Annotated in this window: 16 protein-coding genes; 5 read left to right on the top strand and 11 right to left on the bottom strand. The window is 60.6% G+C overall.

The features are described from left to right. The first annotated feature begins 46 nt into the window (after positions 1-46). A complete protein-coding gene (locus ACMHLQ_RS10245; RefSeq protein ID WP_415404676.1) occupies positions 47-460 on the top strand; it encodes an ester cyclase in 414 nt (137 codons plus the stop codon). 157 nt (positions 461-617) lie between these two features. On the opposite strand, the gene ACMHLQ_RS10240 is transcribed toward ACMHLQ_RS10245, so the two are convergent. After that, on the bottom strand, positions 618-1,595 hold the full coding sequence (locus ACMHLQ_RS10240) for a GlxA family transcriptional regulator (protein ID WP_415404675.1): 978 nt from the start codon (positions 1,593-1,595) through the stop codon (positions 618-620). Positions 1,596-1,811: 216 nt separating this feature from the next. On the opposite strand from ACMHLQ_RS10240, the gene ACMHLQ_RS10235 reads away from it, so the two are divergent. After that, positions 1,812-2,642: an alpha/beta fold hydrolase gene (locus ACMHLQ_RS10235; protein ID WP_415404674.1), complete on the top strand. Its 831-nt coding sequence runs from the start codon at positions 1,812-1,814 to the stop codon at positions 2,640-2,642. 195 nt (positions 2,643-2,837) lie between these two features. On the opposite strand, the gene ACMHLQ_RS10230 is transcribed toward ACMHLQ_RS10235, so the two are convergent. The 4 genes from ACMHLQ_RS10230 to ACMHLQ_RS10215 all read right to left on the bottom strand — a co-directional run bounded on the left by ACMHLQ_RS10230 (position 2,838) and on the right by ACMHLQ_RS10215 (position 5,552). Next, positions 2,838-3,056 carry a hypothetical protein gene (locus tag ACMHLQ_RS10230; protein ID WP_415404673.1) on the bottom strand — a complete coding sequence of 73 codons (219 nt, stop codon included), beginning with the start codon at positions 3,054-3,056 and terminating at the stop codon, positions 2,838-2,840. A 19-nt stretch (positions 3,057-3,075) separates the two neighbouring features. After that, on the bottom strand, positions 3,076-3,675 hold the full coding sequence (locus ACMHLQ_RS10225; protein WP_415404672.1) for a hypothetical protein: 600 nt from the start codon (positions 3,673-3,675) through the stop codon (positions 3,076-3,078). Between the two features lie 154 nt (positions 3,676-3,829). Beyond that, entirely contained in the window at positions 3,830-5,014 is a 1,185-nt protein-coding gene (locus ACMHLQ_RS10220) for an efflux RND transporter periplasmic adaptor subunit (protein ID WP_415404671.1), read from the bottom strand. A 79-nt stretch (positions 5,015-5,093) separates the two neighbouring features. Next, on the bottom strand, positions 5,094-5,552 hold the full coding sequence (locus ACMHLQ_RS10215) for a hypothetical protein (protein WP_415404670.1): 459 nt from the start codon (positions 5,550-5,552) through the stop codon (positions 5,094-5,096). Positions 5,553-5,698: 146 nt separating this feature from the next. On the opposite strand from ACMHLQ_RS10215, the gene ACMHLQ_RS10210 reads away from it, so the two are divergent. The 3 genes from ACMHLQ_RS10210 to ACMHLQ_RS10200 all read left to right on the top strand — a co-directional run bounded on the left by ACMHLQ_RS10210 (position 5,699) and on the right by ACMHLQ_RS10200 (position 8,182). Next, complete coding sequence (locus ACMHLQ_RS10210) at positions 5,699-6,091, top strand: MarR family winged helix-turn-helix transcriptional regulator (protein ID WP_415404669.1); 393 nt, start codon at positions 5,699-5,701, stop codon at positions 6,089-6,091. Positions 6,092-6,429: 338 nt separating this feature from the next. Further along, on the top strand, positions 6,430-7,566 hold the full coding sequence (locus ACMHLQ_RS10205) for a M12 family metallopeptidase (RefSeq protein WP_415404668.1): 1,137 nt from the start codon (positions 6,430-6,432) through the stop codon (positions 7,564-7,566). Positions 7,567-7,603: 37 nt separating this feature from the next. Then, entirely contained in the window at positions 7,604-8,182 is a 579-nt protein-coding gene (locus ACMHLQ_RS10200) for a hypothetical protein (RefSeq protein WP_415404667.1), read from the top strand. Between the two features lie 86 nt (positions 8,183-8,268). Here ACMHLQ_RS10200 and ACMHLQ_RS10195 read toward each other — a convergent pair whose 3' ends face one another. The 6 genes from ACMHLQ_RS10195 to ACMHLQ_RS10170 are packed head-to-tail and all read right to left on the bottom strand — an operon-like array spanning position 8,269 to position 13,803. Further along, positions 8,269-9,162 carry a DMT family transporter gene (locus ACMHLQ_RS10195; protein ID WP_415404666.1) on the bottom strand — a complete coding sequence of 298 codons (894 nt, stop codon included), beginning with the start codon at positions 9,160-9,162 and terminating at the stop codon, positions 8,269-8,271. Continuing rightward, positions 9,159-9,953, bottom strand: coding sequence for an ABC transporter permease (locus ACMHLQ_RS10190; RefSeq protein ID WP_415404665.1), 795 nt, complete (start codon positions 9,951-9,953; stop codon positions 9,159-9,161). The genes ACMHLQ_RS10195 and ACMHLQ_RS10190 overlap by 4 nt, the downstream gene beginning before the upstream one ends. Next, positions 9,946-10,884: an ABC transporter permease gene (locus tag ACMHLQ_RS10185; RefSeq protein ID WP_415404664.1), complete on the bottom strand. Its 939-nt coding sequence runs from the start codon at positions 10,882-10,884 to the stop codon at positions 9,946-9,948. The genes ACMHLQ_RS10190 and ACMHLQ_RS10185 overlap by 8 nt, the downstream gene beginning before the upstream one ends. Beyond that, the gene (locus tag ACMHLQ_RS10180) at positions 10,881-11,606 is read right to left on the bottom strand and encodes an ABC transporter ATP-binding protein (RefSeq protein WP_415404663.1); all 726 of its coding nucleotides are present in this window, start codon (positions 11,604-11,606) and stop codon (positions 10,881-10,883) included. Before ACMHLQ_RS10180 ends, ACMHLQ_RS10185 begins: the two co-directional genes overlap by 4 nt. Further along, entirely contained in the window at positions 11,600-12,283 is a 684-nt protein-coding gene (locus ACMHLQ_RS10175) for an ATP-binding cassette domain-containing protein (RefSeq protein WP_415404662.1), read from the bottom strand. Before ACMHLQ_RS10175 ends, ACMHLQ_RS10180 begins: the two co-directional genes overlap by 7 nt. Then, on the bottom strand, positions 12,280-13,803 hold the full coding sequence (locus ACMHLQ_RS10170; protein WP_415404661.1) for an ABC transporter substrate-binding protein: 1,524 nt from the start codon (positions 13,801-13,803) through the stop codon (positions 12,280-12,282). Before ACMHLQ_RS10170 ends, ACMHLQ_RS10175 begins: the two co-directional genes overlap by 4 nt. Positions 13,804-13,809: the final 6 nt, after the last annotated feature.

The following is a 13,809-nucleotide window of genomic DNA, read 5'->3' as shown; positions in this document are numbered from 1 at the left end:
TGACACCAAGGGGATTGTCCCGAGGTTGCACACAAGGAGACACGCAATGAGCATGACAGAGACAGCAAAAGCCTTTTTTGAAGCCTGCGAGACCGGCAAGGGCTGGGACGGGTGCGCGGCATATTGCAGTGCAGACGCCAGTTTTGCGTGCCAGTCCGGCGCGCTGGCGGACACGCACACGCTCGAGGCCTATACGGAGTGGATGAAGGGCCTGCTAACGCCGATCCCGGATGGAACCTATGAGCTGAAAGGGTTCGCATCCGACGAAGACCGTAGCATCGTGCTGGCGTTTGCGGTTTTCCATGGCACACAGTCGGGTCCGGGCGGGCCAGTCGATCCGACCGGCGCCAAGGTCGCGTCAGACTACGTGTATGCCATGGAATTCGCCGGCGGGAAGATCGCGCATATGACCAAGATCTGGAACGATGGCCATGCGTTGGCGCAACTTGGCTGGGCCTGATCTGATAACACAGGGGCGGGTGATCCGCCCCTGTCTCACCTCAGCGCGGCGTTTTTACCGAACCGGACTGTCGCCGTGGCTGCAGAACCGAGGTGAACTGAAACTGACCATCTGCGGCAGCCGCATCAACGACCGCTCCGCCAAGTTCTGGTGCCTGCTAAGTCTCGTTTGGTGTCGCGCCGAATTGATGACGGTATTCTGATGCTGTGAGGCCCGAGACACGCTGGAACAGCTTGCTGAACGCGGACGGGTCTTTGTAGCCGACCTCCCATGCAATTTGGTCCAATGGGCGGTTGGTAAGCTCGAGGATGCCCCGGGCTTTGGCGACCCGCGCCTGTTGAATGTAATCGGTCGGATTGAGCGATGTGGCTTTGGCAAATCGGCGCATGAAGGTCCGCTTTCCCAGATGTGCGATCTGGGCGAGTTCGCCAAGGTTCAACGGGGCGGTCAGGTCCGCGTGGATGTGATGCTGGACCCGCAGGATCGCCGCGTCTGCGTGATCGAAATCGGGGACAAACTCGGTGTACGGGAGCTGCGAGGCACGCGGCGGCTGGATAACCAGAAATCGCGCGGTGGAGAGCATCGTGCTGCGTCCGAAAAGGCGCTCGACAAGGGTCAGCCCAAGATCGGTCCAGGCAAGGATGCCACCCGCCGAGATCACGTCCCCATCATCCAGCACCAGATTTCGGTCAGCGACCTCGATGTCTGCGTGACGCTCTGCAAGTTGTTTGGCAAAGGCCCAATGGGTCGTGACCCGCCTGCCGTGCAGCAAACCGCTTTCGGCCAGAACGAACGCGCCAGCGCAGATCGAGCACACCCGGCTGCCCTCTTGGTGTTGCGCGCGCAGCCATTCGGCTTCTTCTGACATCGGCTGCATATCGTTCGGCATCACGATACTGGGCGGCGTGATGACGTAATCAAGCCGATGGGGCTGGCCTGGATCGGAATCCCAGATGCACACGGGCTGTCCCTGACACTCCGCCCGCCAATGCGTTACCCGAACACTTCGCGCCCCGTCAGCCCATTCCCCCGCAATCCTGAACAAGTCCGTGAGGCCGTAAACCGCCGACAACTGGCAGTCGGGGTACATCAAGAGGCCGATTTCGGCGACCCAATCCTTTTTTGATTTTGTCACTTTTGCACCTGTTTTTGTCATTTGTGACAATCGCTGAAGGGCATCGCAATTGCAATATTGGGGTCACCGAAACAAGCACCGAGGCCGATCGACATGACCCAGACCGAAGTGACACGACGCACTGTTTTGCAGACCGGTGCAGCAACCGCGTTGCTCGCTGCAATGCCCGCCGCACTTGCGGCTCGAACCCTGACTCAAAACGAAGGAGAAACGATTATGTCTACGATTGAAACCCGCGACGGCACCAAGATTTTCTACAAAGACTGGGGCCCGCGCGATGCACAGCCCATCGTCTTTCACCACGGATGGCCCCTGAGCGGCGACGACTGGGACAACCAGATGCTGTTCTTTCTTGCCCATGGTTACCGGGTGATTGCCCATGACCGCCGCGGTCACGGGCGCTCGGATCAGACCGACCGGGGCCATGATATGGCGACCTATGCCGACGATGTGGTCGATCTGGCCGCCGCGCTGGACCTGAAAGACGCCGTGCATATCGGCCACTCCACCGGTGGCGGCGAGGTTGCGGCCTATGTTGCCAAGGCAGAGCCGGGCCGGGTTGCCAAAGCCGCCCTGTTGGGTGCGATCCCGCCCTTGATGCTGCAGACCGACGCCAATCCGGATGGCGTTCCAATGGAGGTCTTTGACGGGTTGCGTGCCGCCTTGGCCGCCAACCGTGCGCAGTTCTACCTGGATGTGCCATCGGGTCCATTCTTCGGCTTCAACCGCGAGGGTGCCGAGGTCAGCCAGGGCCAAATTCAGAACTGGTGGCGTCAGGGGATGATGGGCAGCGCTTCTGCACACTACCAGTGCATCGCCGTGTTCTCAGAGACGGACCAGACCGAGGACTTGAAGGCGATGAACGTGCCGACACTTTTGATGCATGGGGACGACGATCAGGTCGTGCCAATCGCGAACTCTGCCGAGAAAGCAATCAAGCTGCTGCCGAACGGAACGCTGAAGGTCTATGACGGTCTGTCGCACGGCTTCTTCGCGACCCACCCGGATGTGGTGAACCCTGACCTTTTGAGCTTTGTAAGAAGCTGAGCCGGACAAAGTCGGAGCTGACTGGCAGGAGGGCGTTCTCGCCCTCCTTTTTCTGGTTGGAGGACACAATGTCTGACGGGACCTGGTGTGACAGGCACCCACGGACCGGCATCTGACAGACGCTCATGTCCCTTCAAGACAGTGTCCTGCGATACAGGCGCCATGGTCAGACCCGTGTTGTGGACAGGTTTCGCATCACAGGAACGTCCGTTTGTTGTAGGCCAGCGTGGCCATGGGATCGTCGGAATTGGTGAATGCCGCAACGCGCTGCGCAACCAGATCAGCGTCATGCCCAACTTGCGCGGCGGTCTGGCTGATATCGGGATGGTGCGGCGCGTATCGCAGCGCGGTTCCAGCGTCCCGCTGGGCATAGAGCGCAGGCAAAAAATGTTCGAACGTGCCCACTTCGATCACGTTGTGGGCATGCCAGGCCTCAAAGAATTGTGGTCCGAAACTGTGCGTGATCCGCCGGTTGATAAAGCGGGACACCGGGTCTTTGCCGCGTACCCCCGATGACAATCTCGTAGTGGTAGTGCACGCCCAGATGCGTGTCCCCCTGAACCACATCCCGAAAGTGGATGCGCAGCATGAGCACCGGGCCAAAGACCGGCAGGATGCGACCCATGGCCCAACCGTCATCGCCCACATAGGTCACCGACAACTCTGTGTTGACCGGATAATCCCAGCCATAGGTCTGGTATTGCATCGCCTCCTGGATATGGATGCGGGTGCGCCCGGCGGTGGGGGCACCATGCGGACCCGTCTTGCCCTTTAGCGTGGCATTGAAATGGTCGCTGGGATGCCAGAGCAGATAGGCGGGCACCGTTTGCCCCTCATATCCCGGCACGCCTTCCAGCGTCACCTGCAACCGGGTGAAGGTCTGGAACCACCACGCCAGCATCTTGGCCGACACCCCACGCAACAGGGCGTGGTTGAGCACGACCATGAACTGCCCATTGTCGCGTTGCATGATCTCGAAGTGGGAGGTCTCGGGTGCCTTGAGCGGCCATCCGAAGTCTCGTGGCGGGGGCATCGGACCGGGTATGCTGGCCTTGGCCATCGCTTAGACCGCAACCGGGGCCGGGCTGCGCCCGATGCGCAGCAGCGCATAACACAAGGGCGGTGCGACCAGCAGGGTGAGCGGGGAGGCGACGATCAGCCCCCCGATCATCATCGTGGCCATCGGTTCAAACAGCGCCCCACCTGCCATGGCCATGGGGCAGCAGCGACACCTCCATCCCTGCGCGCAGAAAGGCAACGCCCTTGGTAGCCACCCGCTCTCCGGGGCTGAGACCGTCGATGATCAGAAAGCGGTTGTCACGGATGCCCGCCATGGTCACGGGGCGCACCTGAACGGCGCTGGTGGCGGGATCATAGACATAGACGTTGAGCGGAATGAGGTCGTTGGGCCCGGCGCGCTCCGGGATGTCCGTGCCCGGGATCACCGCCGACATCGGCAGCAGGTGGCCGCGGGCCGCAGGCAGAGCGAATTCCAGCGCCACTTCGACCGCCATGCCCGCCTTGATGCTAGGGACCGCTTCGGCCAGTCGCACGACAACCGGAAAGGACGACACCTGACCCGTACGTTCGCCCAGCTCGCTGACCACGCCCTGCAAGGCCACGGTTGGATCATCCGCCAGCCGGACGTTCGCCGGGGTGCCAACCACGACGCGGCTGATCACGTCAAAGCTGACCGAGAACGACACCCCGTATTCTTCTTGCTGGTAAAGCGACAGGATCGTCTGGCCCGCGCTCACAGTCGCGAAAATTTCAACCTCAAGCGCATCCACGATGCCATTGAACGGGGAATAGAGCTTGCTGTCAGCCAGGTCCTGTTCTGCTGTCGACAGGTTCTTTTCCGCCTGTATCAATTGCGCCCGTGCCTGGGCTGCCGCCGTCGCATCCTCGTCCCGGCGCACAACGGTGATGGTGCCGCTGTCCAGCAGCGCCTGAGAACGCGGCAGGTCGTCTTCGGCCTGCGCCAGGGTCGCCGCGACTTCTTCGACGGCGGCCCGGCGGTTTTCGATCACGGTCTCGAATTGCTCGGGCTCCAGTTCTGCAAGCAATTGTCCCGCGCTGACGCGTTCGCCCACATCGAGCCCAATCCGACCCAGACGCACGCCGACTTCAAAGGACAACAGGTTGACCTCGCTCGGCTCCAAAACACCCGGATATCGCCGCACGGTGACCTCTTCGAAATCCGCGACAAGCGTGGTGATCAAGACGCGCACGGGTGCCGTATCATCCGTGGCGGCGGCGTCCTCTTCGGGCCAGCACGCGCCGGGCGCAACGACCAGGCTCAAAGCGATGAGTGACCGGCCAAAGCTGAAGAACACCCGCTTGCCCTTGTTCATGTTCCAGGTTGTGCGCATCTGTCTGCCCACCTCATTGGTTGCATCCGTTGCCCCATCTGTCCGCACCCAGGCGGCAGCGTCGCGTGACCTGCCCCATTTACGGAAAAGATCGATTTTGCGTCGCGCGCAGCCCTGAAAAATAGGCCCAGAGGCTCAGAACGACCGCCGCAGACGAAATGATGGTCATGACCGTGCCGGGGACAAAGTTCACAAAGCCACCAAGGTCCATGAACACGAAGTATCCAACGTCAGTGACCCAGCCGACGATGGCCGTCATGAAGATCGCGGTCACGGAGTGTCGCCAGATATAGACCCCACCCACAACGGTGAACGCTCCAATCCAGAGGAGATTGAACCCGTGTTGATTGAGGACCGCGCCAACCGCGGGATGAAATTCTCCTGCAATCAGTGCAGGATCGACCGCATCCGCGATCCCGGAAACCGAGCCCGCCGCATCCTGCGATATCGTCATCACACCGGCGAACATGTGGACCAGCCCCCAGATGACCCAAAGCACCGCCGCGATTTTCAGGATTGTTCCGTGGTTGGTTGTCATTTGCGCGCCCCTTGGTCACAGTCGAAGGTGAACATGGTGATGAAATCATAAGGTAGACAGAATCCACTAAATATAATTGGTGGATAGAGTCAACAAAAAGCCGTCGGATGCAAGACACAGAGCTGGCTCTTCTCATTGATCGCTTCATGCGACGCATTCACAGTGGCGTTCACGCCAAGGCCCATGTGTTTGATACTGAACGTGTTGGTCCGGGGGGCGGCTTTGTTCTGTTGACGATTGCCGAGATGGGATGTCCGGAATTGCATGAACTCACCAAGCGTGTTGCACGAGACAAGTCGCAAATGACCCGGACCATCCGCACGTTGGAGAGCAAGGGGTTGGTGGCGCGCAAAACCGCATCCCATGACGCGCGCGTCACCGTGGTCTTCCTTACCGATGCAGGCCAGGATGCCGTGCGCGCCATCCAACACGCCGTTGCAGAGACGATTGGTGAAATCCTCGCCCCGATATCAGAGTCCGATGCAGATCTGCTCAAGTCTCTGCTGCACCGTGCTCTTGCTGGTGCGTCGACAGCTTAGCGGGCCGCCCTTGCATCGGCGCCCTGAGACGCCATGGACGGGTCTGTCTCGCGCTCTGTGAACTCGACTTCTGATCCATGCGGTGAGGCAGATGAAAGGTCGGTGTTTCTGCCGCTAATGCGCCGTGTCGCACTTTAATATGCGCAATGACCGAGTCGCCGGGAAAAACTGGCATTGATGTGTCAAAAGAAATTTGGCCGATAGAAAAGTTTCCGAATTTCTATCGGGAGTAGCGCACATCATCTATAGTGAGATGCAGCATATTAGAAGCCACGGAACGGGCATCAAAATCTGTTCAATATTGGTTTGATTGATCAAAGTATTTGGGATTAGGCAAAATGCATAAATTCGTATTCTCCGGGCTCATTTGTCTCGTTGCGGTCGCGGGTATGCTCCTGTCTGCGACAGACGCGAAAGCACAAGGCTGGACCCCGGATTCATTGCATCCCGATGACAACGCGGCTGTTTCGGAAGAGCTTTTGTCGCGGCGCTGGCCCAACGGCGTTGTCTACTATGAAATCGAGATACCCGCAGGTTCGACGCGTACTGAAGCCGATTTCGACAACATTCTTCAGTGGGAGGAGCTGACGTCGGGCGCGGTGCGTTTTGTCAAGAACAGCACGGAAGTACCGCGTATCGTCATAGCCCTGGACGAAGGCAATGGAACCGATGGGCTGCGCGGCATCAAGGAAAGCGACGGTACGCCGATATCTGCCGTCAGGCGCATCCGTATTCGCCCGGACAACACGTACAGTGTGCATCACGAATTGGGTCATGTGCTGGGCCGCTGGCATCAGCAGCGACATCCCGATAGCGGAGAATGCCTGACGCTTGACGCCACAGCGCCGGCCCGCGTGCACCCTGATCTGGTTATTGGGCGATATACTTCCAATTCGATCATGCACTATCACCACCCCAGGCCTCAGGCGGATTACGATACATTCAATCCCGATACCACGCTGTGCCCCCGACCGCTCTTGAATACGCCGCCAAGCGATTTTGATGTGAAGTATCTGCAAAAGCTGTACGGCGTGAACGGCGACTATTTCAATAACACCAGCTGGTGCAGCGGCACTGAAAACCGACTGTACCTGGGCGACTTCAACGGCGACGGGTTGGACGATCTTCTCTGCCATGAAAAGGACGGTGCGCAGCAGCCCGGCCGTCGCCGCATCGACTATGCCGACAACGTCGTTGATGCCGTGTTTGCAGATGGTGACTGGGCAAGCACGTCCGGTCCGTTCTGCAGGCTATCCAGCCGGGAACTCCACATTGGTGACTTTGATGGCGACGGTCGCGACGACCTGATGTGTTTTGACACCAGGAACGGTCGTAGATTCATTGATTTTGCCAATAGGTCCGGCGCGTTGAACGGGTCAAACTTGGAGGCCCCGCCGTTCTGCATCGTTACGAGATCCAACGCAACGCATTGTCGGCGACATTCACGTTGCGGATTTCGACGCGGATGGTCGTGACGATATGCTTTGTCACTTCCGCCATGATGGGACGGTTTTGATTGATTACGCCAGGAATGAACTGGCGGGCTTTGATTGGGCAATGAACAGCGGCTGGTGCACAGCGCCAAGCCGATCGATTGTCATTGGAAACTTCAATTCCGACGGACGCGCGGACATGGCGTGCCATGACACAAACACCGGTCATCGGTGGCTGGACTACGCCGACGCGGTGGGTGGCTTCCAAGGCCCGGTCTGGAACAGTCAAAGCGGGTACAGGCGCGGGGGCGGAAGCTTTTGCAAGGGGGGAAACAAGACAGTTTATGCTGCGGACCTGAGCGGAAATGCACTTGATGACATGATATGCCACGATAGCTGGACCGGCAGCGTTGCCATCGACTATGCCCTGACTGTGGCCGAGGCACGGGGTTACAACGGCGCGCCCAGGACCACTGAGCTCAGAGGTTCGGAGTTTTGGTTTGCAAATTACTTCAATGAAATCTCGTTCTGTAATGCGCAGGATGCGCACCTTCTGATTGGCAGGCTGCCCGCAGGCACGACACGTAGCGGGGACAGCCTGTATTGCCACAACTCCGCGACGGGGCATCAGGTCGGGCGATACAATTTCGACGATTGATTTGGGGGGCAAAATGGGTGCCGGATGTTGCACCAGAATGTTTCGGTCACTGAGCGTCAATCTGGATCGAAACAGCCTGTGATTGCTTAAGGCTGTTTCACTTTTGGTCTCTTCTCGAGAGCCGCAATGACAGCCCCCATCAGAACAAGTGGCACCGCAAACAGAAAGCTCGTGCCGAGCGGTAGCTTGAATATCAGCAGGTCTGCAAGGACTGGCCAGAGGAGGGCGACATACTCGAAAGGCGCCAGCCGGGACGCCTGTGTGAAGCTGAACGAGAGCGTCATCGCGATATGTGCGAAACCGCCGAAAAGCCCGGCGAGCACGAGCAACGCCAGCGTCTGCGCATCGGGAAATGCCCATCCCCATGGCAGTGTCAGAATTCCACCAGTCATGGAGGCGACGACAAAGTAAAAGGCGATGGCGCCGGGGCTTTCTGTGCGGGTGAGGCTTCGGACCATGATCAGCGCGAAAGCCGTCAGAAGCGCCGTCAAAAGCCCGAGGCCGATCCCCAACAGGCGGCGCGCATCTGCGGTGCCGCCGCCAATGTCAGGCCAGACCAGCACAACGACCCCGGCCAACCCGAAGGCGAGCCCCATCACACGCCATTTCGTCAACCGCTCTGACAGCACCACCACAGCGGTGATCGCCGTCAGCACCGGCGCGAGTTGCGCGAGCAACACCGCCTCTGCCAATGGCAGCAAGGCCACTGACGCGAACGATGCAAACATCGCCGCCGTCCCAAAGAACGAGCGCACCAGATGGCCCACCGGGCGTGTCGTGCGGAGACCGGATGGAAATTCGTGGCGCACCATCAGGAAGATAACGAGCGGAATGAGGGCGAATAATGATCGGAAGAAGACGATCTGCCCAAGCGGTGCGGCCTCGCTTAAAGCCTTTACGCAGATGACCATCCCGGTGAACAGGACACCGGACAGGATGCGCAGGCTGATCCCAAGTGTCGGATTGTCTTGCCGCGTCACGCCTTGGCGTCCCGCTCGGCCAGCGCGTCGCGCAGTGTGTCGCCTGCAAGATTGATCGCAAGGACCGAGATCACAACCGTAAGTCCCGGCCAGATCATCTGCAGCGGGGTCGAGCGCATGTGAATGCGCGCATCCAACAGCATCGTGCCCCATTCCGGCATCGGGGGCTGCACGCCGAACCCCAGAAAACCAAGCGTGGAAATGCCTAGGATTGCGCGGGCAAGCATCCCGGTCCAGACCACGGTCAGCGATGGCAGGAGGGATGGCATATAGTGCCAGCGCGCAATCGCCAGCGGCGAAAGACCCGCCAGGCGGGCCTGCACGACGTACCCCCTGCTGCTGACCGACAGGCCGATGCCGCGTGCCACACGGGCATAGCGCATCCAGCCGGTGACGGTGAGCGCAAAGATCAATGTCCCGGTCCCCGCGCCAAGTACGCCAGCGATGACCACGGCCGCGATAAGCTCGGGAAAGGCCAGAAACGTATCCGTAATGCGCATGGCAATCCAGTCCGCCAGCCGACCGCCCTGCGCTGCAATCAGGCCAATGACCGTGCCAATGATCAGACCCAGAAGCGAGACGACAAAGGCAAGCCCAAGCGACCAGCGCGCGCCGTGCAGTGTCCTTGAGAAAATATCACGGCCCAGTGCATCCGTACCCAAGAGCCACTCACCGCCCGGCGGGCGCAGTCTGTTGGGAATGTTGATCGCCGTTGGGTCGTGCGGCGCGACCCATGGCCCGAACACCGCCAGAAGGAGGAACAGGACGACCAGAACACCAACACTACGCATCGCGCCCATCCATTCTTGGGTCGAGGCTGCGGTAGATCACGTCGATCAACAGGTTCACGGCCACAAAGATCACAGCCGCCAGGACCACCACCGCCTGCACTTTGGGAAAGTCGCGCGCGAAGATGGCGCTGACGAGAAAGCTGCCGATGCCAGGGCGTGCAAAGATCACCTCGACCACGACAAGGCCCTCGAGCAAAAAGGCGAGTTCCAGCCCCAGGACCGTGATGACGGGCACAGCGGCGTGTGGGGCAACGTGGTCGCGGGCAATATCGCGCTCTGTCACACCGCGTCGGCAGAATGCTGGCAGGAAAGGCTGTCCGCGTGCCTCCAGAATGCCTGATCGGATGATGCGTGTGAGCGACGCGGCCACGCCAAAACCAAGCGTCATCGCGGGCAGGATACCGTGTGCAGTCGTCGCGGCCCCCATGGCCGGCAGCCAGCCCAGGTGAACAGCGAACAGCAGGATCAACAGCAGACCGAGCCAGAACGCCGGGATGGCCACTCCGACAGAGGCAAGAGCAACAGCCCCGCGGTCCATCCAACTGCCGGGTCGGCGCGTGGCAATCAACGCAAGAGGGACCGAGATCGCCAGTCCGATCCCCAAGCCGACAAGCGCAAGCGGGAAGGTGTAGGACATGGCCGTCACGAGGTCGGGCCAAACGTCCCGACCGTTGACGGAGGACTGGCCAAAGTCTCCCTGGACGAGGGGTGTCAGCCACGCCCGGAACGCCGTCCAAAAGCCGTCATCAAACCCCGCCTCGGCGCGGATGAAATCCAGCACTTCCTTGGACACCACGGTTCCATGGCGCGCTTCTGCAATCGAAAGCGCCGGATCGCCCGGCGCGTGCCACAACAGCGAGAAGGTCGCCAACGCCGTCCCGGTCAAGACCACGATGGCACGAAGCAGAAGCCCGGACAGAAAGCCGATCATGCGACACGCGCCAATGCGCCGAGTGCGAAGGCGGCGTCGCGCAGCTTGCGTCCGTACTCTGTCTGCGGCGCTTCAACAAAGGCTTGTGCCGCTGCGAACTCTTCAATCTGACCCGCGCGCAGAACGGCGATCTCATCCGCGAAGGCTGCGGCATAGCCCAGATCATGGGTCACAATCAGGGCGGCAAAGCCTTCCCTTGCCTGCATGTCGGCAATCAGACGCGCGGTGTGCTTTTGCGTCACCGCGTCGAGGGCGGACAAAGGCTCATCAAAGAGAACCAGCGGCGGGGTGGCGATCAAGGCGCGCAGGATGCCCATGCGCTGGGCCTGCCCGATGGAGACCTGATCAGGACGGCGGTCGAGCAGGTCCGGCTGCACTTCGAGCGCATGACACAGGCGCTCCAATCGGGCGGCATCTATAATCAGCTTTTGGGCCACTACGGGTTCCATCACGGAGCGCCGCAATGAAAGACGCGGGTTAAAGGCCGCACGTGGTTCCTGCATGACCAGTGCGGGAGCGCATTGCGAGACCGGAGCGCCGTTCCACGACACTTTGCCCGCCGAACAGCGCACCAGCCCGAGGATCGCGCCGATCAGGGTGGACTTGCCTGCACCGCTTTCGCCAACCACGGCCAGAGTGCGCCCCGCGTCGAGCGAAAAGGAGACGTTGCGCAATGTGGTCGCCACACCGTGCCTGACCGAGATGTCGTCGACCTTCAGCATGGCAGTTCCAGCCAGTTCCGATGTGCACACAAGGCCCGCGCCGCCGGCGTTTCAGGTGCCGAGAGAAACTGCGGTGTCGGCGCATCCTCTACAATCCGTCCGGCCTCCATCACCATCAACCGCGACACGCGACGCGCAGCAAGCCCCAGGTCGTGGGTGATCAGCAGGAGCGCCGTCTGGCGGTCCTGCAAGTAGGTTTCGAGAAGGTCCATCGTGTCTGCGGCAACCACCGGGTCCAGGGCGGATGTGGGTTCATCCATGACCAGAACGGTGGGCGTTCCGATCAGGGCCATGGCGATAACAAAACGTTGCTGCATCCCACGGCTCCAGCCCCAGGGACGTTTGCCCAAATCCCCGCGTTCGATTTGCAGGGCCTCGAAAAGAAGCTGGCGGCGCGCATCGTCCGGGGCAAGGCCGAGAGCCCGCTCGGCCTCGCGCCAATGGAAGGCCATCGTTCGCAGCGGATCAAGGGCCTCATCCGGGCTTTGCGGCACATGGGCAACGCTGGACCCTTGCGCACGCAGAGTGTCCACAAGTTCATGGCCAAGCGTCGATTTTCCAGACCCCGAAGCACCTACAAGCCCGACGCGTTCGCCGGGCTTGAAGTCCACATTCGTGGGATGAAGAATGATGCGACCCGCGCGTTCTGCGCTCAGGCCAAGGGCTTGAATTGTCATTCGGCGAAACGTGTCTCGTGTGTGATCCAATAAGTCTCGGTCGGGTGGACCTGATAACCTGTCAGACCAGCCCGCGCGACCACTGCCTGGCTGACATGAAAGACGGGTATCAACGGCACGTCCGTGGCAATGATCTGCTGAACCTCGTTGTAGATGCTTTCACGGTCTGCCTGCGCGAAGGTGGTCTGCCCCTTCACAAGCAGATCGTCCAAGGCCGGGTTCTCATAACGGCCCACATTCGACCCGCCGTCACTGGCCAGGAGAAAACCCAGGATCGATCCGGGATCACCTTGCGGAAGCATCACCCAGGCCTGCAGGAACATGTCACCGTTACCGGCCAGCATGGCCTCGTTGCTGGCGCCGTATTCACCCACGCGCACCTTTGCGGTGATGCCGATCTGCTGCAGGAACGCCTGTGTGATTTCGGCCGTCGGCGGCAGGGCCGCGCGCGAAGAGTAGGTCAGGATTTCGATTTCAATCGGTTCACCGTCCAGCGTCCAAACACCACCCTGCTTGACCGCACCGGCCTCGGCCAGCAGTTCTTCGGCCCGCGCGGGATCATATGCGGGTGCGATATCCGCCGCCCAGCTTTTGCCTGCGGGATAGATGGTGCCCGCCGGCACGCCGCCGACCCCCGAGAGAACCGCCTCGACAATGCCATCCCGGTCAATGGCGAGCGAAACGGCCTGTCGGATCAGCGGGTTTGCCAACGGACCCGACGCTGTATTCATGGAGTAGAAGTACAGCCGTGCCGTGGGCGCAGTGAACCCCTGCGCACCTGTTTCCTGAATACGTTCGAAATCTGTCTCCGGGTAGTTGATCACCATATCGACGTCGCCCGCTTCGAAGGCGAGTGACGCCGTGGCAGGGTCCGGCGAAGCGACAACGCGCACTTGGTCAAAGCCGGGTTCGCCCAGCCGGTAGTCCGCGTTTGCCTCTACGCGGTAGAGCTGCTCGGGCACGGCCTCGCGGAAGATGTAGGGGCCCGTTGCGTTGATCGGAAACGCATCCGAGGGCGCACCAAGAATGGCAACGCCGGGATCAGACAGACTCCATTGGAATGCCGCATTTGGGCTGTTGGTCTCAAAAACCACGACGCGGTCACCGTCGGCAGACATTTCTGCGAGATCGAGAACGCCCGCGATGCGCTTGTTGAAGGCGGGATCAGCCTCGTCCGAGATTGGAGCGATGGCATCGACGACGGCCTGCGCAGTCACCGGGGCTCCATCGTGGAACGTCAGACCTTCGCGCAGCGTCAGCCGCCATGCTGTTGGGGCGGTCTGTTCGATGCTTTCGGCCAGTCGGGGATAGAGGTTGAGGTCATAATCAATGCCCATCAGCGTTTCCGTGACGCCGGTCTGGTTGGACATCCAGCCGTTGTAGCCTGCGCGCGGGTCCGGCACCTCGGCTGTGGGGCCGAATGTGACCGAAATGGTGAGCGTGTCATCCTGTGCTGCGGCAGGCAAGGTTGTGCTGAGCGTGATCAAGGCTGCAGCGGTAAAGCGGCTGAAAACAGACATGTAAGT

Source organism: Tateyamaria algicola, from assembly GCF_047715485.1.
In the GTDB taxonomy this organism is placed as follows: domain Bacteria; phylum Pseudomonadota; class Alphaproteobacteria; order Rhodobacterales; family Rhodobacteraceae; genus Tateyamaria.
This window is presented reverse-complemented; position numbering and strand designations above follow the sequence as displayed.